General features: G+C 61.1%; 23 protein-coding genes. 3 read left to right on the top strand and 20 right to left on the bottom strand.

Features of this window, described 5'->3' with window-relative positions; all coding sequences use genetic code 11:
• Positions 1 to 25: 25 nt before the first annotated feature.
• The 13 genes from rlmN to trmJ form a co-directional block, all read right to left on the bottom strand.
• A complete protein-coding gene (gene rlmN, locus J0X03_RS05300) occupies positions 26 to 1,222 on the bottom strand; it encodes a dual-specificity RNA methyltransferase RlmN (RefSeq protein ID WP_004941426.1) in 1,197 nt (398 codons plus the stop codon).
• A gap of 237 nt (positions 1,223 to 1,459) precedes the next feature.
• Positions 1,460 to 1,885, bottom strand: coding sequence for a nucleoside-diphosphate kinase (ndk, locus tag J0X03_RS05295; protein WP_004941424.1), 426 nt, complete (start codon positions 1,883 to 1,885; stop codon positions 1,460 to 1,462).
• Positions 1,886 to 2,047: 162 nt separating this feature from the next.
• Entirely contained in the window at positions 2,048 to 2,878 is an 831-nt protein-coding gene (gene sseB / locus J0X03_RS05290; RefSeq protein ID WP_160204492.1) for an enhanced serine sensitivity protein SseB, read from the bottom strand.
• Positions 2,879 to 2,967: 89 nt separating this feature from the next.
• Positions 2,968 to 4,263 (bottom strand): aminopeptidase PepB, encoded by a 1,296-nt coding sequence (pepB, locus tag J0X03_RS05285; RefSeq protein ID WP_160880170.1) that lies wholly within the window; start codon positions 4,261 to 4,263, stop codon positions 2,968 to 2,970.
• Between the two features lie 223 nt (positions 4,264 to 4,486).
• Entirely contained in the window at positions 4,487 to 4,687 is a 201-nt protein-coding gene (iscX, locus tag J0X03_RS05280; RefSeq protein ID WP_006327336.1) for a Fe-S cluster assembly protein IscX, read from the bottom strand.
• Positions 4,688 to 4,719: 32 nt separating this feature from the next.
• Positions 4,720 to 5,055: an ISC system 2Fe-2S type ferredoxin gene (gene fdx / locus J0X03_RS05275; RefSeq protein ID WP_004941417.1), complete on the bottom strand. Its 336-nt coding sequence runs from the start codon at positions 5,053 to 5,055 to the stop codon at positions 4,720 to 4,722.
• 2 nt (positions 5,056 to 5,057) lie between these two features.
• Positions 5,058 to 6,908 carry a Fe-S protein assembly chaperone HscA gene (hscA, locus tag J0X03_RS05270; RefSeq protein WP_160204493.1) on the bottom strand — a complete coding sequence of 617 codons (1,851 nt, stop codon included), beginning with the start codon at positions 6,906 to 6,908 and terminating at the stop codon, positions 5,058 to 5,060.
• 32 nt (positions 6,909 to 6,940) lie between these two features.
• A complete protein-coding gene (gene hscB / locus J0X03_RS05265) occupies positions 6,941 to 7,462 on the bottom strand; it encodes a co-chaperone HscB (protein WP_033644094.1) in 522 nt (173 codons plus the stop codon).
• Positions 7,463 to 7,524: 62 nt separating this feature from the next.
• Positions 7,525 to 7,848 (bottom strand): iron-sulfur cluster assembly protein IscA, encoded by a 324-nt coding sequence (gene iscA, locus J0X03_RS05260; RefSeq protein ID WP_004941410.1) that lies wholly within the window; start codon positions 7,846 to 7,848, stop codon positions 7,525 to 7,527.
• Positions 7,849 to 7,902: 54 nt separating this feature from the next.
• Positions 7,903 to 8,289, bottom strand: a complete 387-nt coding sequence (gene iscU / locus J0X03_RS05255) for a Fe-S cluster assembly scaffold IscU (RefSeq protein ID WP_033635600.1) — start codon at positions 8,287 to 8,289, stop codon at positions 7,903 to 7,905.
• Between the two features lie 24 nt (positions 8,290 to 8,313).
• Positions 8,314 to 9,528 (bottom strand): cysteine desulfurase, encoded by a 1,215-nt coding sequence (gene iscS, locus J0X03_RS05250; protein WP_015378780.1) that lies wholly within the window; start codon positions 9,526 to 9,528, stop codon positions 8,314 to 8,316.
• A 54-nt stretch (positions 9,529 to 9,582) separates the two neighbouring features.
• The gene (iscR, locus tag J0X03_RS05245; protein ID WP_004941404.1) at positions 9,583 to 10,077 is read right to left on the bottom strand and encodes a Fe-S cluster assembly transcriptional regulator IscR; all 495 of its coding nucleotides are present in this window, start codon (positions 10,075 to 10,077) and stop codon (positions 9,583 to 9,585) included.
• A 193-nt stretch (positions 10,078 to 10,270) separates the two neighbouring features.
• The gene (trmJ, locus tag J0X03_RS05240; RefSeq protein ID WP_025303916.1) at positions 10,271 to 11,005 is read right to left on the bottom strand and encodes a tRNA (cytosine(32)/uridine(32)-2'-O)-methyltransferase TrmJ; all 735 of its coding nucleotides are present in this window, start codon (positions 11,003 to 11,005) and stop codon (positions 10,271 to 10,273) included.
• Between the two features lie 119 nt (positions 11,006 to 11,124).
• Here trmJ and suhB point away from each other — a divergent pair, with 119 nt between their 5' ends.
• Entirely contained in the window at positions 11,125 to 11,928 is an 804-nt protein-coding gene (suhB, locus tag J0X03_RS05235) for an inositol-1-monophosphatase (protein WP_033644096.1), read from the top strand.
• A gap of 55 nt (positions 11,929 to 11,983) precedes the next feature.
• On the opposite strand, the gene J0X03_RS05230 is transcribed toward suhB, so the two are convergent.
• Complete coding sequence (locus J0X03_RS05230) at positions 11,984 to 13,006, bottom strand: nickel/cobalt transporter (RefSeq protein WP_033651571.1); 1,023 nt, start codon at positions 13,004 to 13,006, stop codon at positions 11,984 to 11,986.
• A complete protein-coding gene (locus J0X03_RS05225; protein WP_046687657.1) occupies positions 12,997 to 13,632 on the bottom strand; it encodes a DUF1007 family protein in 636 nt (211 codons plus the stop codon). Before J0X03_RS05225 ends, J0X03_RS05230 begins: the two co-directional genes overlap by 10 nt.
• A 181-nt stretch (positions 13,633 to 13,813) precedes the next feature.
• On the opposite strand from J0X03_RS05225, the gene csiE reads away from it, so the two are divergent.
• A complete protein-coding gene (gene csiE / locus J0X03_RS05220) occupies positions 13,814 to 15,079 on the top strand; it encodes a stationary phase inducible protein CsiE (RefSeq protein WP_160204494.1) in 1,266 nt (421 codons plus the stop codon).
• Here the strand turns inward: csiE and J0X03_RS05215 are convergent, their stop codons facing one another.
• Together J0X03_RS05215 and glyA are read right to left on the bottom strand one after the other, a co-directional pair.
• A complete protein-coding gene (locus J0X03_RS05215) occupies positions 15,080 to 16,225 on the bottom strand; it encodes a 3-phenylpropionate MFS transporter (RefSeq protein ID WP_160204495.1) in 1,146 nt (381 codons plus the stop codon).
• Between the two features lie 156 nt (positions 16,226 to 16,381).
• The gene (glyA, locus tag J0X03_RS05210; protein WP_025303922.1) at positions 16,382 to 17,635 is read right to left on the bottom strand and encodes a serine hydroxymethyltransferase; all 1,254 of its coding nucleotides are present in this window, start codon (positions 17,633 to 17,635) and stop codon (positions 16,382 to 16,384) included.
• A gap of 357 nt (positions 17,636 to 17,992) precedes the next feature.
• Here glyA and hmpA point away from each other — a divergent pair, with 357 nt between their 5' ends.
• The gene (gene hmpA, locus J0X03_RS05200) at positions 17,993 to 19,183 is read left to right on the top strand and encodes an NO-inducible flavohemoprotein (RefSeq protein WP_160204496.1); all 1,191 of its coding nucleotides are present in this window, start codon (positions 17,993 to 17,995) and stop codon (positions 19,181 to 19,183) included.
• 37 nt (positions 19,184 to 19,220) lie between these two features.
• Here hmpA and J0X03_RS05195 read toward each other — a convergent pair whose 3' ends face one another.
• The 3 genes from J0X03_RS05195 to patD form a co-directional block, all read right to left on the bottom strand.
• Positions 19,221 to 20,405, bottom strand: coding sequence for a c-type cytochrome (locus J0X03_RS05195; protein ID WP_060660344.1), 1,185 nt, complete (start codon positions 20,403 to 20,405; stop codon positions 19,221 to 19,223).
• Entirely contained in the window at positions 20,402 to 22,312 is a 1,911-nt protein-coding gene (locus J0X03_RS05190) for an NAD(P)-binding protein (RefSeq protein WP_129993523.1), read from the bottom strand. The genes J0X03_RS05195 and J0X03_RS05190 overlap by 4 nt, the downstream gene beginning before the upstream one ends.
• A gap of 85 nt (positions 22,313 to 22,397) precedes the next feature.
• Positions 22,398 to 23,822, bottom strand: a complete 1,425-nt coding sequence (patD, locus tag J0X03_RS05185) for an aminobutyraldehyde dehydrogenase (RefSeq protein WP_046687663.1) — start codon at positions 23,820 to 23,822, stop codon at positions 22,398 to 22,400.
• Positions 23,823 to 23,854: the final 32 nt, after the last annotated feature.

Below are 23,854 nucleotides of genomic sequence, written 5' to 3'. Positions count from 1 at the left end.
GATAACAAAAAAGGTGCTATAGGATTCAGACCGCCCGTACGTTGATAGGTTCCCCGGCCATTTTCTTTTTCAGGGTACGCTTGGTACGGTCGATCACTTCACCCGCCAGTTGCCCGCAGGCGGCGTCGATATCGTCACCGCGGGTTTTACGAACAATAGTCGTAAAGCCGTATTCCATCAACACCTTGGAGAAACGGTCCACCCGGCTGTTGGAGCTGCGGCCGTAAGGGGCGCCCGGGAACGGGTTCCATGGGATCAGGTTGATCTTGCACGGCGTGTCTTTCAGCACTTCCGCCAACTGATGCGCATCGTCGGTGCTGTCGTTGATATGATCCAGCATCACGTACTCGACGGTGACGCGCCCCTGGTTGGCGTTGGATTTCTCCAGGTAGCGACGCACCGCGGACAGGAAGGTCTCGATGTTGTACTTGCGGTTGATCGGCACGATCTCATCGCGGATGGTGTCGTTAGGCGCGTGCAGCGAAATGGCCAGCGCCACGTCGATCATGTCGCCCAGCTTGTCCAGCGCCGGCACCACGCCGGAGGTAGACAGGGTCACGCGGCGTTTGGACAGGCCAAAGCCGAAGTCGTCCAGCATGATTTCCATCGCCGGCACCACGTTATTCAGGTTGAGCAGCGGTTCGCCCATGCCCATCATCACCACGTTGGTGATCGGGCGTTGGCCGGTCACCTTCAGTGCGCCGATGATTTTCGCCGCGCGCCACACCTGGCCGATGATTTCCGACACGCGCAGGTTGCGGTTGAAGCCCTGCTGCGCCGTCGAACAGAATTTGCACTCCAGCGCGCAACCCACCTGCGAGGAGACGCACAGCGTCGCGCGGTCGGCTTCCGGGATGTACACGGTTTCGACCTGCTGATCGCCCACCTTGATCGCCCACTTGATGGTGCCGTCGGCCGAGCGCTGTTCTTCCGCCACTTCCGGCGCGCGGATTTCCGCCACGCGCTGCAGCTTGCCGCGCAGGACTTTGTTGATATCGGTCATCTGCTCGAAATCGTCGCAGCAGTAGTGGTAAATCCACTTCATCACCTGATCGGCGCGGAACGGTTTCTCGCCCATTTCGGCGAAGAACTCGCGCATTTGCTGGCGGTTCAGGTCCAGCAGGTTGATTTTGGCCGCAGCCGGTTGCTCCACGTTAACGGAGGGGGTAGTCAGCGAATTATTTTCAGACACGGTGTGCTCGGACGTGATGGGTTCTAACATAATGATCTCTGGCCTCGTTATTACACGTTATGGCGCTAAAGAATGGACAGTAAGTTGTGCATTTCAGCCCGCATGATTCGGGTGGCGGCACTAAAAACACGCCCCTGACAAGTCGTCTTATCAGGGGCGCGGCATTGTACAAATTTTAGTAGCGGGTGGCTACGGCTGAAAGGCATTCAGGGCATTTTTATTGTTTCAGCCGGTGAATGCCTGGTTATCAGCCAAGAAACGGCACGATTAACGTGCGCAGATTTCGCTTTCGTTGAAGAAGTAAGCGATTTCGCGCTGTGCAGATTCAACGGAGTCGGAACCGTGCACGGCGTTAGCGGTGAAGCTGTCCGCGTAGTCGGCGCGCAGGGTGCCGGCCAGCGCGTTGTCCGGGTTGGTTGCGCCCATGATGTCGCGGTTGCGCTGCACGGCGTTTTCAGATTCCAGAACCTGCACCATGATTGGGCCGGAGGTCATGAACTCAACCAGACCGTCGAAGAATGGGCGGCCTTTGTGCTCAGCGTAGAAGCCTTCAGCTTGCTCGCGAGTCAGACGCAGCATTTTAGCGGCGATGATTTTGAAACCGGCGCGCTCGAAACGCGCGTAGATAGCGCCGATGTCGTTGTTGGCTACAGCGTTTGGTTTAACGATGGAAAAGGTACGTTCTACGGTCATGATGGCCTCTGTATGACTTCCAAAACAGGCCGGTCTGCAATGTTGCCGGCCTTCTCAAGTGGCGCAGATTATATGTGCGCCGTTAACGCTTGCCTACGGGAAAATCAACATTTCATTAAAAAAATATGATCTTCATGGGCCATTTTCGACAACGTGGCGGCGCTACTGGGTCTTGTCGGTAGACGGGATCAAATTGCGCAGCCAGCTGCCCCAGCGGCGCTGATAAAACGGCTGCGTATGGGCGATCAGGTAGTGGCTGATGCCGCGCTCTTTCTCCGACACCAGGCAGAAATCGACCGGTTCGTCGTTCGGCGCCGTTTCGCTGGCGACGCTGCCGGCCTCGTTGATCAACGCCTCGATCTCCGCCGACTCGGCGTCCACTTCCAGCCCGATCAGCAAATTCGGCTTCTCGTCCGCCGCCTGGTCGTGCATCAGCGCCAGAAACGCGCGGCGCACCGGTTTGCGCTGGCTGAACAGCGTGGTCAGCGCATCCACCATCGCCGACGGGTACTCTTCGGGCTGCCCCAACAGGATTTGGGTCTCTTTGTCGACGTAATGCTCAACCGGTTTGACGACGCCGCCGGTCGCCAGCAGCATCGCCACCTCTTCCGGGTAGAACTCTTTGCCGTATTCCGCCTTCGGGTTGAGGAACAGATCCGCGCCCTGGGTGATTTCGAACAACACCCGCGCCGGCATAGCGATAAACGGCTGTTCGTCCTCAACGGCCTTCTGCAATGCCTCCAGCGAGGTGAAGAACGGAATGATGCTGCCGCCGTCCTGCTTCTCCCAATGCTGGATATTGACCGGCGTATCCGCGTTCAGCGCGATGTCGCCGTCCTGCTGCACCTGCTCGCTGTCGCCGAGGATCAGCACCGTGGCGTCGAGCAATTCACGGAAGAACGCCGGGCGGTGGGCCGGCTCCGTCACCGCCAGCTTCAGCAGGCGTTCAAGTTCGTTCTCGCTCGGGGCGGCATCGTGATGATGGGCACTCATGGCAAACTCCAGGGATCAAATAACGAGGCCCAGCATGCTGGGCCCCGAAGATAATGCGCATTCTAGCGCCCGACGCGGCGGGCGTTCAATTATTTGGCTTTGCTCAGCAGCAGATTGGCCAGGGTACGCACGCCCAAACCGGTCGCGCCGGCCGACCACTGCTCCACCGCGCCTTTGCGGTAGGTGGCGGAACAGTCGATGTGCAGCCAGCCTTGCTGGTAATTCTTGACGAAGTGCGACAGGAAGGCCGCCGCGGTGCTGGCGCCGGCGGTGTAGGCCGGGCCGGCCACGTTGTTCAGCTCGGCGAAGTTGGACGGCAGCTGGCTGCGGTGGAACTCGGCCAGCGGCAGACGCCAGAACGGTTCTTGCTCGGCGGCGGCGCTGCTCAGCAGCTCCTGCGCCAGCGCGTCGTCGAAGCTGAACAGCGCATGGTAATCGTTGCCGACCGCAGTTTTGGCCGCGCCGGTCAGGGTGGCGCAGTCGATAATCAGCTGCGGGTTCTGCTCGGCGGCATCGATCAGGCCGTCGGCCAACACCAGGCGCCCTTCCGCATCGGTGTTCATCACCTCAACGGTTTTGCCGTTGCGGTAGCGAATGATGTCGCCCAGTTTGAAAGCGTTGCCGCTGACCATGTTGTCGGCGCAGCACAGGTACAGCTTCACGCGCTGCTTCAGGCCGCGCGCCGCCGCCAACGCCAGGGCGCCGGTGATGGTGGCCGCGCCGCCCATGTCAGCCTTCATCGAATCCATAAAGGCGCTCTGTTTCAGGCTATAACCGCCGGTATCGAAGGTGATGCCCTTGCCGACCAGGCAGGCGAACACCGGCGCGTCCGGGTTACCGGTCGGGTTGAAGTCGAGCGCCAGCAGCACCGGTGGGCGCTCGGAGCCGCGGCCGACTGTGTGGATGCCGGCATAGTTCTGCTCGCGCAGATCTTCGCCCTTGGTGATGCGGTAGCTGACGGCATCGCAGCCGACGTCGCACATCAGATCGACGGCGCGGGTCGCCAGCTGCTCGGGCCCCAGCTCTTCCGCCGGCATATTGATGGTGTCGCGCACCCAGTCAACGATCTTCAGGCGCTTATCCAGCTCCTGACGCGCGGCTTCCGGCAGCTCGGCCCATTCGACGTTGCGCTGCCCTTTCGGCCCGCGGTAACCCTGCCAAAACGCCCAGCTGTTTTCCAAGTCCCAACCGTCGCCGGCCAGCTTGACGTTTTTGATGCCCTGACCGTCAATTTTGCGGCCCGCGCGCTGGATCGCGCCCAGCTTGTCGGCGCCGGTCAGGTGGATGGTCATCCCTTCGCCGTTGGTGCTCAGCAGCGCTTTCTCGCCCCAGCGGGCGTCGGCAGGTTGTTGCGACAGCGTGACCTGCATGAATTCTGTTGTCATAGCCTTCTTACTCCGGATGTTCCCTTTATTATTTCATTAGGGCTTTATTGCATACCCTATGGATTTCAAATTGCAGCTAGGCGCCCAGCGATCTCATCCCCAGGAGCTTACTCAGGTAAGTGACTGGGGTGTGATCGTGCAGGTAACAACGCTGCGGTTTGAAAGACGACGGGTATGTCGGATACAAAATAAACGGGCCGCCCATGGCAGCCCGTTACGCTATTTACTCCGCTTCATCTAACCAGACCAGCAGGATCGCTTCCAGTATTTTTTCGTTGGAAGCCTGCGGATCGTCATCGAACTCTTCCAGATCGCAGATCCACTGATGCATGTCGGTAAAACGCACGGTTTTCGGATCGGTGTCCGGGTATTGGTCGTACAGGGCTTCGCCGATTTCACGGCTGTCGGTCCACTTCAGTCCCATTATGATCTCCGGGTTGGCGCTGCGGCTAACAATTAATGCTCACGCGCGTGGTTGACGGTGTAGCGCGGCATTTCGACCACCAGATCTTCGTCGGCGACCAGCGCCTGGCAGCTCAGACGGCTTTCCGGCTCCAGCCCCCACGCTTTGTCCAGCATGTCGTCTTCCAGCTCGCTGCTCTCTTCCAGCGAATCGAAGCCTTCACGCACGATGCAGTGGCAGGTGGTGCAGGCGCAGGATTTCTCGCAGGCATGCTCGATTTCAATGCCGTTGCGCAGCGCAACGTTGAGGATCGACTCCCCTTTTTCGGCTTCCAGAACCGCCCCTTCCGGGCACAGATCTTGATGGGGCAGGAAAACAATTTTAGGCATGGTTAAACCTCATCCACAGAATGGCCAGCCAGCGCGCGGCGAATGGAAGCGTCCATGCGGCGCGCGGCAAAATCTTGCGTTTGTGCATCTAATGTTTTGATGGCGTCTTCGATAGCGGCGGGATCTTCACCCTGCGCCGCCTGCTGCAACGCCTGGGTCGCGGCGGCGATCGCCTGGCTTTCCGCCTCGCTCAGCAGCGCGGCGTCGGTGGCCAGCGCGCCCTGCAGGCTTTCCAGCACCCGCGCGGCTTCCACGCGTTGCTCCGCCAGCTTGCGCGCGCCCACGTCGCTTTGCGCGTTGGCCATCGAATCCTTGATCATGCCGGCGATTTCGCTGTCCGACAGGCCGTACGACGGCTTGACCTGGATCGAGGCTTCGACGCCGGTGGATTTCTCCATCGCGGTAACGCTCAGCAGACCGTCGGCATCCACCTGGAAGGTGACGCGAATATGCGCGCCCCCGGCAGGCAATGGCGGCAGGCCGCGCAGCGTGAAGCGCGCCAGCGAACGGCAATCCTGCACCAGCTCGCGCTCGCCCTGCAGCACGTGGATCATCATCGCGCTCTGGCCATCTTTAAAGGTGGTGAACTCCTGTGCACGCGCCACCGGAATGGTGGTGTTGCGCGGGATCACTTTCTCCACCAAGCCGCCCATGGTTTCCAGGCCCAGCGACAGCGGGATCACGTCCAGCAGCAGCATGTCGCTGTCCGGCTTGTTGCCCACCAGGATGTCGGCCTGGATCGCGGCGCCGATGGCGACCACTTTATCCGGATCGATCGACGTCAGCGGCGTGCGGCCGAAGAAGCCCCCCACCTGCTCACGCACCAGCGGCACGCGGGTGGAACCGCCGACCATCACCGCTTCCAGCACCTCGTCGGCGGCGACGCCGGCATCTTTCAGCGCGCGGCGGCAGGCCATCAGCGTACGTTTCACCAGCGGAGCAATCAGCGCTTCGAACTGGGCGCGGGTCACCTCGCCCTGCCAGCCGGCCACCTCGACGCGCACGCTGTCGGCATCGCTCAACGCGATTTTGGCGGCGATGGCGGCGTCCAGCAGTTGGCGCTGCACACCGTGATCGCTGCGATCGGCCACGCCGGCCTGCTCGCGCAACCAGTCGGCCATCAGGTGATCGAAATCGTCGCCGCCCAGCGCGGAATCGCCGCCGGTGGCCAGCACTTCGAACACGCCGCGGCTGAGGCGCAGAATGGAGATATCAAAGGTGCCGCCGCCCAGATCGTAAACCGCGATCACCCCTTCCTGGCCGGAATCCAGCCCGTAGGCGATCGCCGCCGCGGTCGGCTCATTCAGCAGGCGCAGGACGTGCAGGCCGGCCAGACGCGCCGCGTCTTTGGTGCCCTGGCGCTGCGCGTCGTCGAAGTAAGCGGGAACGGTAATCACGACGCCGTCCAGCTCGCCTTCCAGCGCCGCTTGCGCGCGCGCGGACAGGGCTCGCAGGATATCGGCGGAGACGCCGACTGGGTTAACCGCGCCGGCGGCGGTGACGATCAGCGGCAGGCCGTTGTCGCTGGCTTGGAATTGGTACGGCAGGTTCGGGTAACGTTGCTGCACGTCCGCCAACGAGCGGCCCATCATGCGTTTGATGGAGCTGACGGTATTGGCCGGATCCTGCGCCGCCTGTTGGCGCGCCTCCCAGCCGACGCGCTGCGCGTCCGCCTGATAATGCACTACCGAAGGCAGCAAATGGCGACCCTGTTCGTCGGCCAGCGTTTCCGCTTGCCCGCTGCGCACCGTGGCGACCAGCGAGTTGGTGGTGCCCAAGTCGATGCCGGCGGCCAGACGTCGCTGGTGCGGCGCGGCGCTGAGGCCAGGCTCACTAATTTGTAATAAGGCCATGTTGAAGCTTCCACAATCAGAATCAGAAGGTGTTACTCAAAACCCAGCAGTTTTTCTTCGAGTTGTTCAACCTGTTGCTGGAGTTTGTCCAAGAAGCGCAGCTTGCGCACGGTGTCGGCGGCGTCCGCCCACTGTTCACTGTCCAACTGCTGCAGCATCAGCGCGCTGCGCTGTTTGACCGAGGCGGCCAGCCGCGCGCCGAAATCGGCCAGCAGGCTTTCCGCCTCCGGCTTGCGCTCAATGGCGTCGAGCTCTTCGCGCAGTTCCAGCTGTTCCATCAGGAACGCGGTGTCGCGCATCGTATGCTGTTCGTTGCCCAGATCGAAGCCGTGCAACGATAGCATATACTCCGCGCGTTTTAACGGGTGCTTCAGCGCCTGGTAGGCTTCGTTGATGGTCGCCGCCTGCTGCAACGCCATCAGGCGTTCGCGCTCCGGCTGGTTGGCGAAACGATCGGGGTGGAATTGGCGCTGCAGATCCTGGAAGCGGGACGCAAGCAGGCTGCCGTCCACGGTGTAGCGAACTGGCAGCCCGAATAAAGTAAAGTAATCCATAGCGTGCTCTGGGCGTTAGCGGATGAAGTTCCCCCGCCGAAACGGGGGAGCACGATGGACTGTCAGACGTTGAAACTCTCGCCGCAGCCGCACTCGCTTGAGACGTTCGGGTTGTTGAACTTGAAGCCTTCGTTCAGGCCTTCCTTAACGAAATCAAGCTCGGTGCCGTCAAGGTAGACCAGGCTCTTGCCGTCGATGATCACCTTGATGCCTTTGTCTTCAAACACGATGTCGTCATCGTTGGCTTCGTCAACAAATTCCAGCACGTAGGCCATCCCGGAGCAGCCGGAAGTTCGCACTCCCAGACGCAGGCCGAGACCCTTGCCGCGGTTCGTCAAAAACGCCTGAACACGCTGCGCAGCGCTGTCGCTCATGGTAATAGACATCACAACCTCACACTTCACATCAAAGCCCGGCGCGGCCGGGCCGACTCAGACAAATTACTCGGCGCTATGCTTGCTCTTATAGTCGGCAATCGCTGCTTTGATGGCGTCTTCAGCCAGGATCGAGCAGTGAATTTTGACCGGCGGCAATTCCAGCTCTTCGGCGATCTGGGTGTTTTTGATCGCTTCAGCCTGATCGAGCGACTTGCCTTTCATCCATTCGGTCACCAGCGAGCTGGAGGCGATGGCGGAACCGCAGCCGTAAGTTTTAAAGCGCGCGTCTTCGATGATGCCTTCATCGTTAACCTTGATTTGCAGCTTCATCACGTCGCCGCAAGCCGGCGCCCCTACCATGCCGCTGCCGACGGTAGGATCTTCGTTGTCGAAAGAACCCACGTTGCGCGGGTTTTCATAATGATCGATTACTTTTTCGCTGTAAGCCATAACCTTGCTCCTGAAACCTGAGAATTAATGATGCGCCCATTCGATGCTGTTGATGTCCACGCCCTGCTTGAACATCTCCCACAGCGGGGACAGATCGCGCAGACGGCCGATGGATTTACGCACCAGTTGAATGGTGTAGTCGATCTCTTCTTCCGTGGTGAAACGCCCCAGGGAGAAACGGATCGAGCTGTGCGCCAATTCATCGCTCATGCCCAGCGCGCGCAGCACGTAGGACGGCTCGAGGCTGGCGGAGGTACAGGCTGAACCGGAAGAAACGGCCAGGTCTTTCAGCGCCATGATCAGCGACTCGCCTTCAACATAGTTGAAGCTGACGTTCAGGATGTTCGGTGCGCCGTGCTCCAGATCGCCGTTCAGATACACTTCTTCCATATCTTTCACGCCGTTCCACAGACGATCGCGCAGGGTGCGCAGACGCGCCATCTCTTCGGTCATCTCTTCTTTGGCGATGCGATAAGCTTCGCCCATGCCGACGATCTGGTGGACAGGCAGGGTGCCGGAACGCATGCCGCGCTCGTGACCGCCGCCGTGCACCTGCGCTTCGATGCGGATGCGCGGCTTGCGACGCACATACAGCGCGCCGATGCCTTTCGGACCATAGATTTTGTGGCCGGAGAACGACATCAGGTCGACTTTCAGCTTGCTCAGATCGATAGGCAGTTTGCCCACGCTCTGGGTGGCGTCAACGTGGTAGATGATACCGCGCGCACGGCACATTTCGCCGATCGCTTCGATATCCTGCACCACGCCGATTTCGTTGTTGACGTGCATGATGGAGACCAGGATGGTGTCATCGCGCATCGCCGCTTCGAGATCCTGCAGGCTGATGATGCCGTTGCTCTGCGGCGCCAGGTAGGTGACTTCAAACCCTTCGCGCTCCAGCTGACGGCAAGTGTCGAGCACGGCTTTGTGTTCGGTTTTGCTGGTGATGATGTGCTTGCCTTTTTTCTGGTAGAAATTGGCAGCGCCTTTTATCGCCAGGTTGTCGGATTCGGTCGCCCCGGAGGTGAAGACGATTTCGCGCGGATCGGCGCCCACCAGTTCGGCGATTTGGTTACGGGCGATGTCTACCGCCTCTTCCGCCTGCCAACCGAAACGGTGGGAACGGGAAGCCGGGTTGCCGAAAGTGCCGTCCAGGGTCAAAAACTGCATCATCTTCTCAGCAACGCGCGGGTCAACCGGCGTCGTTGCTGAGTAATCCAGATAAATCGGTAATTTCATTGCTCTTGTGCTCCGTACATCACTTCCAAAAACTAAAATAATTTCGCCAGCTGCTTATGCGCGCAGATTAACGTTGATAGTTTCTTGCGGACGACCGTTGGCCGTGCGGCGCGTATCGTTGTTTTGACGATCCGCCACCACCAGCACTTCCTGGTTGTTGACCAGTTCAGCCAGCGTAATGTTGTTCAGGAACCCGCTGATGCGCTCGCTCAGATCGCGCCACAGGGCGTGGGTCAAGCAGCGATCGCCGCCCTGACAGCCTTCTTTGCCCTGGCAACGGGTTGCATCTACCGATTCATCGACGGCAGTGATGACAGCGCCAACGGCGATCTCACCCGCGTCTTTACCCAGCAGATAACCACCGCCCGGACCGCGCACGCTGGCCACCAGGCCATTCTTGCGCAGACGGGAGAATAATTGTTCCAGATAAGAGAGCGAAATACCCTGGCGTTCGGAAATGTCCGCCAGTGGCACCGGCCCTTCCTGGGAATGCAGCGCTACGTCGAGCATAGCGGTTACGGCATAACGGCCTTTGGATGTCAGTCTCATAGCTCAATGGTTACCTGTTGGTCAAATATGGCCGAAAGTCTGACATTCCTGAGTAAAACAGTCAACTATTTAACCTAGTAATTAACTCAAGTATTAGCACGTTTTGAACTTAGCAAGAACAAAGGTATATAAAATACATGTTATAACCTTTGGATAACTAATACTATTGTCACCCACCGTTATGCCACATCAATTAATTACCTTGATGTTTATCCTGTTTCTCGATCGACGTCAGCATGCCGCGCAGGATATTCAGCTCCTGCCCTTCCGGGCGCGCGCGGGTGAACAGCCGGCGCAGGCGGCTCATCACCTGGCCCGGATGGGACGGGCGAATAAAACCGGTGCGCTGCAGCGTCTGCTCCAGGTGCTGATAAAAACGCTCGAGGTCATCCACCAGCGGATACGGCGTCTCTTCCAGCTGCGGCGCGCCCGCCTGTTGGCGATCGAGGTAAGCCACGCGCACTTCATACGCCAGGATCTGCACCGCCATCGCCAGGTTCAGCGAGCTGTAGTCCGGGTTGGCCGGAATGGCGACGTGGTAGTGGCACTTCTGCAATTCATCGTTGGTCAGTCCGACGCGTTCGCGGCCGAACACCAGCGCCACCGGCGCGTGTTCGCCTTCGTGCACCGCGCGCACGCCGCATTCACGCGGCTCCAGCATCGGCCACGGCAAGGTGCGAGAACGTGCGCTGGTGCCCACCACCAGGCTACAGCCGGCGATGGCGTCATCGAGGGTATCGACGATGGTGGCGTTGCCGATCACGTCGCTGGCGCCGGCGGCCAGGGCGATGGCCTGAGAATCGGGTTTGATCAGCGGATTAACCAGATAAAGGTTGGTTAACCCCATGGTTTTCATGGCTCTGGCGGTCGAGCCCATGTTGCCGGTATGTGAAGTCTCTACCAGAACAATGCGGATATTGTGCAGCATACAAACTCTGAGCGTGGCGGAAAATCGCAGCATCTTAACACAGCCGTAGGCAATTTGCCGAACAGCTGCTATACTTCGCGCCGTTTCCTGTTCTTTAACATCCTAGTTGGAAGATACCCATGCATCCGATGCTGACTATCGCCGTGCGCGCTGCGCGCAAGGCCGGTAACCTGATTGCCAAAAACTACGAAACCCCGGACGCTGTAGAAGCGAGCCAGAAAGGGACCAATGACTTCGTCACCAACGTCGATCGCGATGCAGAGCATCTGATCATCGACGTCATCCGCAAGTCTTATCCGCAACACAGTATCGTGAGCGAAGAACGCGGTGAGCTGATCGGCGAAGATCGCGATGTGCAATGGGTGATCGATCCACTGGATGGCACTGCAAACTTCATCAAACGTTTCCCTCATTTCTCCGTTTCCATCGCCGTACGCATCAAAGGCCGCACTGAAGTGGCCGTGGTTTACGATCCGATGCGCAACGAACTGTTCACCGCCACGCGCGGTCAGGGCGCCCAGCTCAACGGTTACCGTCTGCGCGGCACCAACGCCAAAGATCTGGATGGCACCATCCTGGCGACCGGCTTCCCGTTCAAAGTCAAACAGCACGCCACGCCTTACATCAACATCGTCGGCAAGCTGTTCACCCAGTGCGCGGACTTCCGCCGCACCGGTTCCGCTGCGCTGGATCTGGCCTATGTGGCCGCCGGCCGCGTAGACGGTTTCTTCGAAATCGGCCTGAAGCCGTGGGACTTCGCCGCGGGCGAACTGCTGGTGCGTGAATCCGGCGGCCTGGTCACCGACTTCGTCGGCGGCCACAACCACTTCAGCTCCGGCAACGTGGTAGCAGGCAACCCGCGCGTCGTGAAAGCCATGCTGGCCACCATGCGCGAAGAACTGAGCGAAGCGCTGAAGCGTTAATCGCCAGAAGCGAATCGAAAAAAGCGCTGCCGATGCAGCGCTTTTTTTATGCCCGTTAGCGGGAGAAGGGGCGGATGCCGCCGCCGAATTCCGGCTGCGCGCTGACGTACAGCAACAGCCCGGCGGCCAACAGGATCAGGCCCCCGGCCAGCGCCAACGATCCCCAGGCCACCGCGCTCCAGGCGGCGGGCGCACGCGAGCGGCTAAGGCGCACCGCCAGCCGTCGGCTGTAATGCACCAGCAGCGCCAGCATGGAGATGGTCAACGACGTGCCGAACGCCATCGCCAGCGCGGAGATCACTCCCCAGCCGAACACGCCGATCACCTTAGAGAACAGCAGCACCAAAATCGCCCCCGAACAGGGACGCATGCCCATCGCCAGCACGATGGCGGTCTGGGTGCGCCAATCGCTTCCCGCCTGCAGCTCGCTGTCGCTCGGCAGATGCCGGTGGCCGCAGCCGCAATCGGCGCTGTGCACATGCTCCGCCGCCAGCGGCGTCAGGCTGTTAATGCGCAGCGCCGGCGCCGGGCGCATCGCCTTGATCGCCGCAAACAGACGTTTCAGCGCGCGCCAACTCAGCAACACGCCAAGCAACATCACCAAAATAAAGCTGCCCTTCTCCAGCCAGAAGCTGCTTTGGTGAAGCTGGCGCGAAGAGAGCTGCAATACCACCAGCATCAGCGTAACCAGCGCGATCGCCACCCCGCCCTGCACCAGCGAAGCGGCGAAGGTCAGCTTCAGGCTGCTTTTCAGCCGCGCCGGGTGAGTGGCCAGATAGGTGGCGATCACCACTTTGCCGTGGCCGGGGCCGAGCGCATGCAAAACGCCATAGCCGAGGCTGAACAGCGTCAGCGCCAACCCTGCCTGCTGCGGCGCGGCCTTCACCTGCTGCAACAACCCCGCCATCTGCTGGTGCAGCGCTTTTTGCCATACCACGCTCTGCATCAGCAGCTGCGGCCAATAGTGCCACGCCAGCAGCGCGGCGGCCGCCAGCGCCAGCGTGAACGGCAGCAGCGGCCACAGGCCGAAAGCCCAGTGGCGCCGGTTTATCGTCGGTTGCGAGAGATTCAGCGACATTGCAGCGTCACCCGCTGGGCGAACTGCTGCCCCAGCGCCAGGTCTTCACCGGGCGAGTCGTTCTTGTCGAGCGACAGCGCATAGGCCTGCAGCGACGCATTCGGCTTCGGCGTCATCAGCTTGTAGCTGCACTGCTGCGCCATCTCCGGCGGCAAATGCAGCGCATTTTGGTCTTTATAGGTCATATCCACGAAATAAGTCGGATCGTAAGTAGAAAGCTCGAACGGCTTGCCCGCCAGCGGCTGCGGCTCGGCCAACGGCAGCACGAACTCCAGTACCGCCTGGTTGCCCTGGCGCGACAGGTGATATTCGCTGGGCAAGTTCAGGTATTTCACCGGCTTGCCGTCGCGGTAAAGGTCGGTGAAATAGTGCTGCCCCAGCACGTTGGCCATCACTTCCGCCGCCAGCTTTTTCCACACTTCCGAATCGCTCTTGGCGTTTTTCGCATCGTAGAGCAGATCCGCCGAGGTGATTTCATCCATCACCCACACCATTTTCAGGCCGACCAACCGCTGATCCTTGGCGACGAAGGTGGTGTTCATATCGATAAAGCTGTGCGGATGCGCGATCGCACCGGCGCTGAACACGGCGCCAAAGGCAGCCAAAAGTCGACGTAACTTCATCATTATCCTGCTTTACCTATATTTGTTATAACGTAACACAAATAAATGTCGAACGGCCCGCCTCTGCCGGCGATATTTGTGACGAAAGTTGTAAGCCGAAGTAAAAGCCGCGCGTTAACCCTGCCTGCACAAAGCCTTTTGCTATGCTTAGGCATAATCGCAACCTTTTATGCCGGAAGGTGATATGAGCCTGGACACCTCTCCCGTGCCTGAGCTCTCCGGACAACAACGGCGCTGCCATCTGCTGCTGATGCTGTACACGCCGGAGCCCGAGTTACAGCTGGAGACCCTCAGCCGAATCAATGGCGTCGCCCCCCCGATAACCCGGCAAGATATAGCCGAGGTGGCCAGTGAAATCCAGCGTTTCCACCATCTGGAGATCGCCGTCGATCCCGACCATGGCTACCGATTGAGGGGCAGCGCGCTCAACCAACGCCTGTGCCTGCTCCATTGGCTAAGGCGCACCCTGCGCTGCAGCCCGCGGTTCGTCGAAGACGATTTCGCCCCGCGCCTGCGGCAAGCGCTGGCGGCCGATGCCGAGTTGACATCGCTGTTGGCCCAGGCGCTCGACGCCTGCGAGCCGCTGCTCAATCGTCACTTTGACGCGCGCGACCGCCAATTCCTGCAGCATTATCTGCTCTACTGCGCCTGGCAAAACCGCCTGCAGCAACACCCGCGTTTCGACGCCGTTCAGCGCGACTGGCTGCGGCAAAAGCCGGAGCAGCAGGCCGCCGCCTGGCTGCATCAGGCCTGCAACCGGCTGTTTAACCAGCCGCCGCAGGCAGACGAGCGCGATTTTTTGGCGCTGACCTTCACCATGTTGAAAAATCACAGCTACCACAGCAATGACTCGGCGCAAGAGCAGAGATTGATGGCGGCGATCGACAGCATGGTCGAGCGTTTCCAGCAGCTTTCCGGCATGGCCTTCAGCAGCAAGACGGAGCTGGTCAGCCAGCTGTTCGCCCATCTGGCGCCGGCGCTGGAGCGCTGCCGTTTCGCCATCGGCATCGACAATATGCTGCTGGAAGAAGTGGTGCGCAAATACCCGCGGCTAATGCGCACCACGCAGGAAGCGTTGAAACCGCTGGAACAGGAATACGGCGTGCATTTTTCCAACGAAGAGGCGGGCCTGGTGGCCATCAGCTTCGGCGCCTGGCTGATGCAGGACAACGCGCTGCAGGAAAAACAGGTGCTGCTGCTGACGCTGGATAACCCGCAGTTGGAAGAGGAAGTGGAATACCAGATCCGCGAGCTCACGCTGCTGCCGCTGAACATCAAGTACCTGCCGCTGAGCGACTATCTGCGCGGCGGGGCGCCGCAGGGCGTCATGCTGGTGATCACCCCTTATGCGGCGGTGCACAGCGATCCGCACCCGCCGCTGATCTATACCGAATTGCCGCTGGAAACTCGGCAGCGCCAGGCCATCCGCGCGCTGCTGGAAGCGCCTTAATCAGCGGCTGACACTGACCGCCGGCGGCCGGATGAACAAGGCCGGCACCGCGACCGCCGCCATCACCCAGAATACCCCGCCCTGCCAATGTTCGAACAGGAACCCGGCAATGACCGTCATGACGGCGATACCGCCGCCCATCGCCAGCGCCGAATACACCGCCTGCAGCCGGATCACCTCTTGCCCCTGGCGCGCGGCGATAAAGCGCATCGCCGCCAGATGGCAGACGGTGAAGGTGCCGCAATGCAGGATCTGGATCAGCAGCAGCCAGCCCAGCTCGGTGCTGTAGGCCATCAGGCTCCAGCGCAACACGCCGCAACAGGCGGAAAGCAGCAGCAGGTTGCGCGCATTCCAGCGGCGGAACAGCACGTTGCTGCTGGCGAAAATAATCACCTCCGCCACTACGCCCAGCGACCACAGATAGCCGATGGTCGAGGCCGAATAGCCCGCCTCCTGCCAGTAAATGGAGCCGAAGCTGTAGTAGCCGGCGTGCGCCCCCTGCAGCAGCGTGACGCACAGCAGGAAGCGCCAGACCGGCCCTTCTTTCAGCAGTGCCCACAGCGAACCCTCGGCCCCGCCGTGCGTACGCGCTTCGCCCTGCGGCATGACGCTCGGCTTCAGCAACATGCCCAGCAGCATCGCCAGCACGCTGAAGATCAGGCTGTAGAGAATGGCGTTATGGCCCCACACCGCCACCAGCTGCCCGGTCAGCGCCGAGCCGATGACGAACGCCAGCGAGCCCCACAGCCTTACCCGGCCGTAGTCCATACGGATCTGCTTTTGCCAGGTGCCGGCCAGCGCGTCGGTCAGCGGCACCAGCGGCGAGAAGAACAGGTTGAACCCCGCTATCACCAGCATCAGCCAGCCCCAACCGTTGCCGAAACAGAAGCCAACCGCGAAAGCCAGTGTCAGCAGCGCCAGCAGGCGCAGGGCGGAGACTAAATGAGAGGGATCTTTAACGCGGGGGGCAATCAGTAAACTGCCGAGGAAGCGGGCCACCAAACCGGCGCCGAGCAATATGCCGATGGTTTCCGGCGCGATGCCTTCGCCTTTCAGCCACACGCCCCAGAACGGTAAGAAGATGCCATAGGAAAAGAAGTAGGTGAAATAGCTGAGCGCGAGCCAACGCGTGGATTGCAGAACCATGATCCCTCCGGAGTGAGGGCAATACTTTGACAGAGCTCACACCGCCCCGCAATCTTCATTCCGCTTCAATGCGTTAGAGTGCCAGACAGCTCACAGTTTACCGCGAACGGCCACAAAAAAACCCGCCGCAGCGGGTTTTATCAGGCAAAAGCGGGATTATGCGTAAACCGGCAGGCGGGCGCAGATATCCAGCACTTTCTTCTTGGTGCGTTCAATGGTGGCTTCATCGTTGATGTTGTCCAGCACATCGCAGATCCAACCGGCCAGTTCGCGCACGTCGGCTTCTTTGAAGCCGCGACGGGTCACGGCCGGGGTGCCGATACGCACGCCGGAGGTGACGAACGGGCTCTTCGGATCGTTCGGCACGCTGTTTTTGTTGACGGTGATGTTGGCACGGCCCAGGGCGGCGTCCGCTTCTTTACCGGTCAGGTTTTTGTCGACCAGATCCAGCAGGAACAGGTGGTTATGGGTGCCGCCGGAGACCACTTTGTAGCCGCGCTGCAGGAACACGTCAACCATCGCCTTGGCGTTGACCGCCACTTGCTGCTGGTAAACCTTGAACTCAGGCTCCATCGCTTCTTTCAGCGCCACCGCCTTGCCGGCAATCACGTGCATCAGCGGGCCGCCCTGGCCGCCAGGGAACACGGCGGAGTTCAGCTTCTTGTACAGCTCTTCGTCGCCGCCCTTCGCCAGGATCAGGCCGCCGCGCGGGCCCGCCAGGGTTTTGTGGGTGGTGGTGGTGACGATGTGCGCGTGCGGTACCGGGTTCGGGTACACGCCGGCGGCGATCAGGCCGGCCACGTGCGCCATGTCGACGAACAGATAAGCGCCGATGCTGTCAGCGATTTCGCGCATTTTGGCCCAGTCAACCACGCCAGAGTAAGCGGAGAAGCCGCCGATGATCATTTTCGGCTTGTGGGTTTGCGCCTGTTTGGCCAGATCGTCATAGTCGATTTGACCTTTGTCGTCGATGCCGTAAGGCACCACGTTATACAGTTTGCCGGACAGGTTAACCGGGGAACCGTGGGTCAGGTGGCCGCCGTGCGCCAGGTTCATGCCCAGAATGGTGTCACCCGGCTGCAGCAGCGCGGTGTAAACGGCGAAGTTAGCCTGGGAGCCGGAGTGCGGCTGCACGTTGGCGTAATCGGCGCCGAACAATTCTTTGGCGCGGTCGATAGCCAGCTGCTCAACGATATCCACGTATTCGCAGCCGCCGTAGTAACGCTTGCCCGGATAGCCTTCAGCGTATTTGTTGGTCAGCTGGGAACCCTGAGCCTGCATCACGCGCGGGCTGGTGTAGTTCTCAGACGCGATCAGCTCGATGTGCTCTTCCTGACGCACCACTTCCTGCTCCATGGCACGCCACAGTTCCGCATCGTAATCGGCAATGTTCATTTCACGCTTTAACATCCGGCATCTCCTGACTTAAATCAGCTAACTAAAAAATCACCAAATAACTACCCGTTTGGGTTCTGGGCCACAGTGTAAACCGTTTCGCCCCACCGAAGATAGGTCTTGACAGAGGTTTTTACGCAAACGATTGGCATAAGGTGGCGCAAGGCTTTGATCCGCTAAATGCCGCCGTTTATCAACGGACATTTCCTCATGCGAACGATGCGCTTTTTTCATGTTCTGTGAGCGCGATCGACGCCCGAAGAACACCGCAACGAAAACAAGGGTATTTACAAGCGGCGTGGAACCCAATAAGATGCATTTAAAATACATCATTACAATTATCGTCAAGATCCCAACCCAAGGAGCGCTTCCATGCTGGATAGCCAAACCATCGCCACCGTGAAATCCACCATTCCCCTGCTGGCTGCGACCGGGCCGAAGCTGACCGCCCACTTTTACGATCGCATGTTCGCGCACAACCCGGAATTGAAAGATATTTTCAACATGAGCAACCAGCGCAACGGCGATCAGCGTCAGGCGCTGTTCGACGCCATCTGCGCCTATGCCGCCAACATCGAGAACCTGGCGGCGCTGCTGCCGGCGGTGGAGCGCATCGCGCAGAAGCACACCAGCTTCAATATCCAGCCGGAGCAGTACAACATCGTCGGCGGTCACCTGCTGGCGACCCTGGACGAAATGTTCAGTCCGGGCCAGGAAGTCCTGGACGCCTGGGGCAAGGCCTACGGCGTGCTGGCCAACGTATTTATCCAGCGTGAAGAGCAGATTTATCAGCAGAGCGAAACCGACAACGGCGGCTGGCGCGATCTGCGCGCGTTCCGCATCCTGAAGAAACAGCCGCAGAGCGACGTGATCTGCAGCTTCGTGCTGGCGCCGGTGGACGGCGGCCGGGTGGCGGACTTCAAACCGGGCCAATACCTGGCGGTCTACATCAAGCACGACAGCCTGGAGCATCAGGAAATTCGCCAGTACTCGCTGACCACCTCGCCGAACGGCGAGTTCTACCGCATCGCGGTGAAGCGCGAAGATCAGGGGAAAGTCTCCAACTACCTGCACCAGCAGGCGCAGGAAGGCGACGTGATCGACATCGCCCCGCCGCACGGCGACTTCTTCCTCGACGTGGCGCCGACCACGCCGGTGGCGCTGATCTCCGCCGGCGTCGGCCAAACCCCGATGCTCGGCATGCTCAACACCCTGCACGACAACCAACATCAGGCGCAGGTCCACTGGCTGCACGCGGCGGAAAACGGCAGCGTGCACGCCTTTGCCGATGAGGTAGCGGATATTGCCGGGCGTATGCCGAATCTGAGCCGCCATGTGTGGTACCGCGAGCCGGGTGCCGATGACGTGGAAGGCCGCGACTACCACAGCCGCGGATTGATGAATTTGAGCACGCTGCAAGGCAGCCTGGCCGATCCGCAGATGCACTATTACTTCTGCGGCCCGGTGGCCTTCATGCAGTTCGTGGGCAAACAGCTGCTGGAGATGGGCGTAGAGGCCGAACGCATCCACTACGAATGCTTCGGCCCACATAAGGTGCTGTAATGCTTGCGGAGCGCGGCCGTCAGACCGCGCTCCCTCTTTATTTCGCCTGCAGTTGGCGCGCGTCCTGCACCTGCTGCACCGTCACCGGCGCCGCCTGGTTGCCCCAGCTTCCCCGCAGGTAGCTCATCAGATCGGCCGCCTGCCGATCGTTCAACGCCCAGCCATAAGCCGGCATGTCAAACGCCATCGCCTGCTGCGTGATCGGCGTATGCGCCCCCTCCAGCACCACCCGCAGCGCGGTCAGCGGATTGTCCGCCGTTACCGTGGCATTGCCCGCCAGCGCCGGAATGGCGAAGTCAGTGCCCTCCCCCTTATTGCCGTGGCAGGTCGAGCAGTACATCGCATAGGTCGCCTTGCCGCCCGGGTTATCCGCCTGCGTGGCTGGCGCAGCGGCTTTGGCGGCAGTTTCCGGTGCCAGGCTGCGCAGGTACACCGCGATGGCGTTCAGATCGCCGTCGCTGAGATACTGCGTGCTATGGGTCACCACCTCGCTCATCGGCCCGGCGACTGCCGCATGGCGGCTGCGGCCGGTTTTCAGCAGCGCCGTCACCTCTCCCGGCGGCAGGCCGCGCAGATTGGAGGCGTACCAGCCGTCCAGCTCGGCGCCGCTCAGGAACACCGGCTCCTTACCGTCCAGGCCCTTCTCCTGCATCGCCCAGCCGCGCGGCGTGTGGCAGCTGCCGCAATGGCCCGCGCCCTGCACCAGATAGGCGCCGCGGTTCCACTCGGCGCTTTGCTGCGGATCTGCCTGATACGGCTGGTCGTCGTGGAACAGCGAGTTCCACACCGCCAGCGGCCAGCGCATCGACAGCGGCCAGCTGATGTCACTGTCCCGGTTGGCGACGTTTTGCGCCGGCACCTCATTCATCAGGTAGTCATACAGCGCGCGCATGTCTTCCGCGCTCATTTTGGCGTAGGAGGTGTACGGCATCGCCGGGTAGAGCCGGTGGCCGTCTTTGGCTACCCCCTGGCGCATGGCGCGATCGAACTCCTCGAACGAATAGGCGCCAATGCCGTGCAGCTTGTCCGGCGTGATGTTGGTGGCGTAGATAGCCCCGAGCGGCGTCGGGAACTTCATGCCGCCCGCCAGTTCAGCGCCGCCCGGCGCGGTGTGGCAGGCGGTGCAGTCGCCGGCTTTGGCGACGTATTCCCCGGCCGACATCGCCTGGGCCGAGCCGCCGGCCGCCAGCAGGCTCAACAGGTACAGCGAACGCAGACTCATGCTCCCTCCTTGGCGGCAACCTTGCCGTAGGCCAGTTCGTTCACCGCGCGCCACGCCTGATCGATCGCCGAGTTGGCGTACGGGCTCCAGTCGGCATCGGAGTTGGCGATAACGATCTTGCCGATCGGCTGCCGCGCCGTTTCGATGATTTTCTTGGCTTCGTCTTCGTCGTCGAACAGTCCGTTGAGGAAGTAGGAGTAACCGTGCGACCAGCGGTTGACGGTGATCGCCTGAATGTCGCGCTTATGATCGAAACCGGCCGCGCCCAGCATGCCCTGCAGCTGCTCGCGGATCATCTGCTCGTGCACCTCGAACGGCGTGCCCAGCAGCAGCGCGCGCCCTTTGCGCGACTGCTCGCGCGGGCTGAGGCCGCTGCCCGGCAGCGTCGGCACGTAGACCATGTGCAGGCCGATTGGCCGGTTCGGATCGCGCGGGTGCTGATACCCGCCCATGCTCACCGGGTAGTCCAGCTTCACGCGGCTGTACGGTGCGGCCGGCGAATAGATCTCGTGCACGCCCAGCTTGATGAACGGCTGCCAGTTGCGGATCACCACCTTGCTGTACACCAGCGGCGCCTTGACGTTCTGCTTCAGCGCCTCCTGCTGCTCGTGCGACATCTCCGGCACCAGGTACGGGATCATCATGTTGTAGCCGGCCATCACTACCTGCCCGGCGCGCACCTTGGTCATCTTCTCGCCGGTCATATAGGTGACTTCCACCTTGTCGCCGACGTTGGCCGCGTGCAGCCCGGTGCTGTTCAAACGCAGCTTCACCGGCGATTCCGGCCGATCGAGCTGGCTGTAGTCGAATTTGGCCAGCACCACGTCATTCATGTCTTTGCCGGCCGGCGCCACCGCCGGGATCAGCTTGCGCACCATCAGGCGCGTCAGCGTGGCATTGCCGTCCGGGAAGTGGAACACGTAAGGATCGTCGAGATCCGCCTGCGACTCTTCGTCCAGCGGCGGCAGATTCATGCCGCCGAGGCCCGGCAGATCGCAGATGCGCGCATCGCTGCACGACGTGCCGTCGATGCCCACCGCCTGGAAGTCGTTGGTGGTCTGTTGGAAATAACGGATCGCCAGCTCGCTCAGGCCCACCTTCTCGCGCAGGAACTGGGTATAGCTGTGGGTATCGAGCCACTCGACCTTCTGCTCCAGCGTCATCTCCGGCAGATAATCTTTCTCCACCGTATGCAGTGCGATCAGCGCCTGGCGATCGCTTTCCGGTAGCGGGAAATCGCCGATGAACGCTTCATACGAACGGCCGTTGAGGCGATCGCGCGGAATGTCGTCCGCCACCGTGCGGCCCGGATCGCCGCTCACCACCTTGTCGACGCCGAAGTTCTTGCGATCGAAGTAAACCCCGCGGCTCAGGTTAAGATCCGGGTAGAAGGTGGTGTCAAACGCCTGCTCCAGTTGGTCGATATCGACGCCGAGCTTGTGCAGCAGCCCCATCGCCACCGGGCTGAAGTTGGAGCGCGGCGACTGCAGCGATTCACTGCCGCCGTAGCCGAGCAGCATGCCGTCGTCGGTGTTGAATTCGTTGCGCTTGGCGTGGCCGCCGAAGTCGTCATGGTTGTCGATCAGTAGAATGCGCTGCTGCTCGCCTTTCAGCTGCTGCCAGAAACAGGCGGCCGCCAACCCGCTGATGCCGGCACCGACCACCACCAGATCGAACTCTTCAACGGCGGGCACGCTGCCGAAATCAAAGGTTTTGCCGTCGCGCCCCAACTGGTGCGCATGCTCGAACGAGCCCGGATGGTTGCCCCGCAACCCGGTCAGCGCCGGCGGATAGTACAGGGTTTGATTGGCGGTTTGCGGCGACGCGCGCAAGATTTGCAGCGGCGTCAACCCGGCGGCGATGGTGATCGCCACTCCGTTGAGAAAATCGCGTCTGGTGATACCCATATAGGCTTCCTTTCAATTTTTATTATCATCAGCCGGCCGGAGCCGGCTCGAAGGCCGCGCTATTGTGCGGATAATTACTGTAAAATCAATGTTTGAACATCACATGACGAATGGCCGTGTAATCCTCCAACCCGTACATCGACATATCCTTGCCGTAGCCGGACAACTTCTGGCCGCCGTGCGGCATTTCGCTCACCAGCATGAAGTGGGTGTTCACCCAGGTGCAGCCGTATTGCAGGCGGGCGCTTAAGCGATGCGCGCGGCCCACGTCGCGGGTCCACACGGACGACGCCAGCCCGTAATTGGATTCGTTCGCCCAGGCCAGCACCTGCTCTTCGTCGTCGAACGGCGTCACCGTCACCACCGGGCCAAACACTTCGCGCTGCACGATCTCATCGTCCTGGCGCGCGCCGGCCAACAGCGTCGGCTGGAAGTAGTAGCCCGGCCCTTTCACCTTCTCGCCGCCGGTCACCACCTGTACGTGCGGCAACGCTTTGGCTCGCTCGACAAAACCGGCCACCCGCTCCAGATGCTGGGCGGTAATCAACGGCCCCAGCTCGGTGGTCTCGTCGTCCGGCGCGCCGATCTTCAGGCTGGCCACCGCCTCGCCCAGCCGCTTGACCAGCTCGGGATAAATGCTTTTCTGCGCGTAGATGCGGCACGCGGCGGTGCAATCCTGCCCGGCGTTGTAGAAGCCGAAACCGCGAATGCCGTCGACCACCTGCTGCAGATCGGCATCGTCGAACACCAGCACCGGCGCCTTGCCGCCCAGCTCCATATGGGTGCGCTTAATGCCGGCGGCGGTGTGGGCGATGATGTGCTCGCCGGTGGCGATCGACCCGGTCAGCGACACCATGCGCACCTTGTCATGCCCGGTCAGCCGATCGCCCACGCCGGCGCCGCGCCCGAACAGCACGTTGAGCACGCCCGGCGGGAACAGCCCGGCGGCCAGTTCGGCCAGTTTGAAGGTGGTCAGCGGCGTCTGCTCAGAAGGCTTGATCACCACGCAGTTGCCCGCCGCCAACGCCGGCGCCAGTTTCCAGGCCGCCATCATCAGCGGGTAGTTCCACGGCGCGATCGAGGCCACCACGCCGAGCGGATCGCGGCGGATCATCGAAGTGTGCCCGGCCAGATACTCGCCGGCGGCCATGCCGGTCAGGCAGCGGCTGGCCCCGGCGAAGAAGCGAAACACGTCGGCCACCGCCGGCAGTTCGTCATTCAATACGCAGTGATAAGGCTTGCCGCAGTTGAGCGACTCCAGCCTGGCGAAGGTCTCGGCATGCTCGTCGATCAGATCCGCCAGCTTGAGCAGATGCTCGGCGCGCTCCTTCGGCGTGGTTTGCCCCCAGGCGGCGAACGCGGCGTCCGCCGCCAGCACCGCGCGATCGACCTGCTCCGGGCTGGCCTCCGCCACCTGCGCGATCACTTCGCCGGTCGCCGGGTTATACACCGGCTGGGTCGCGCCCTGGCCATTCACCAGTTGGCCGTCAATCAACAGTTGGCTTTGCATAGGGTTATCCTTTTGTCAGAGGTCGGGTAAGG

Origin of the sequence: Serratia ureilytica, from assembly GCF_017309605.1 — a bacterium.
GTDB classification, from domain to species: Bacteria; Pseudomonadota; Gammaproteobacteria; order Enterobacterales; family Enterobacteriaceae; genus Serratia; species Serratia ureilytica.
This window is presented reverse-complemented; position numbering and strand designations above follow the sequence as displayed.

Bases quoted from the DNA above. Each gene is read 5' to 3' on its own strand.
- ndk (WP_004941424.1), bottom strand. From the start codon at position 1,885: ATGACCGTAGAACGTACCTTTTCCATCGTTAAACCAAACGCTGTAGCC.
- J0X03_RS05230 (WP_033651571.1), bottom strand. From the start codon at position 13,006: ATGTCGCTGAATCTCTCGCAACCGACGATAAACCGGCGCCACTGGGCT.
- sseB (WP_160204492.1), bottom strand. From the start codon at position 2,878: ATGAGTGCCCATCATCACGATGCCGCCCCGAGCGAGAACGAACTTGAA.
- fdx (WP_004941417.1), bottom strand. From the start codon at position 5,055: ATGCCTAAAATTGTTTTCCTGCCCCATCAAGATCTGTGCCCGGAAGGG.
- J0X03_RS05195 (WP_060660344.1), bottom strand. From the start codon at position 20,405: ATGAGTCTGCGTTCGCTGTACCTGTTGAGCCTGCTGGCGGCCGGCGGC.
- iscS (WP_015378780.1), bottom strand. From the start codon at position 9,528: ATGAAATTACCGATTTATCTGGATTACTCAGCAACGACGCCGGTTGAC.
- iscX (WP_006327336.1), bottom strand. From the start codon at position 4,687: ATGGGACTGAAGTGGACCGACAGCCGTGAAATCGGCGAAGCCCTGTAC.
- suhB (WP_033644096.1), top strand. From the start codon at position 11,125: ATGCATCCGATGCTGACTATCGCCGTGCGCGCTGCGCGCAAGGCCGGT.
- pepB (WP_160880170.1), bottom strand. From the start codon at position 4,263: ATGACAACAGAATTCATGCAGGTCACGCTGTCGCAACAACCTGCCGAC.
- trmJ (WP_025303916.1), bottom strand. From the start codon at position 11,005: ATGCTGCACAATATCCGCATTGTTCTGGTAGAGACTTCACATACCGGC.
- J0X03_RS05225 (WP_046687657.1), bottom strand. From the start codon at position 13,632: ATGATGAAGTTACGTCGACTTTTGGCTGCCTTTGGCGCCGTGTTCAGC.
- iscU (WP_033635600.1), bottom strand. From the start codon at position 8,289: ATGGCTTACAGCGAAAAAGTAATCGATCATTATGAAAACCCGCGCAAC.
- iscR (WP_004941404.1), bottom strand. From the start codon at position 10,077: ATGAGACTGACATCCAAAGGCCGTTATGCCGTAACCGCTATGCTCGAC.
- rlmN (WP_004941426.1), bottom strand. From the start codon at position 1,222: ATGTTAGAACCCATCACGTCCGAGCACACCGTGTCTGAAAATAATTCG.
- hscB (WP_033644094.1), bottom strand. From the start codon at position 7,462: ATGGATTACTTTACTTTATTCGGGCTGCCAGTTCGCTACACCGTGGAC.
- patD (WP_046687663.1), bottom strand. From the start codon at position 23,822: ATGCAAAGCCAACTGTTGATTGACGGCCAACTGGTGAATGGCCAGGGC.
- hscA (WP_160204493.1), bottom strand. From the start codon at position 6,908: ATGGCCTTATTACAAATTAGTGAGCCTGGCCTCAGCGCCGCGCCGCAC.
- csiE (WP_160204494.1), top strand. From the start codon at position 13,814: ATGAGCCTGGACACCTCTCCCGTGCCTGAGCTCTCCGGACAACAACGG.
- hmpA (WP_160204496.1), top strand. From the start codon at position 17,993: ATGCTGGATAGCCAAACCATCGCCACCGTGAAATCCACCATTCCCCTG.
- iscA (WP_004941410.1), bottom strand. From the start codon at position 7,848: ATGTCTATTACCATGAGCGACAGCGCTGCGCAGCGTGTTCAGGCGTTT.
- J0X03_RS05215 (WP_160204495.1), bottom strand. From the start codon at position 16,225: ATGGTTCTGCAATCCACGCGTTGGCTCGCGCTCAGCTATTTCACCTAC.
- J0X03_RS05190 (WP_129993523.1), bottom strand. From the start codon at position 22,312: ATGGGTATCACCAGACGCGATTTTCTCAACGGAGTGGCGATCACCATC.
- glyA (WP_025303922.1), bottom strand. From the start codon at position 17,635: ATGTTAAAGCGTGAAATGAACATTGCCGATTACGATGCGGAACTGTGG.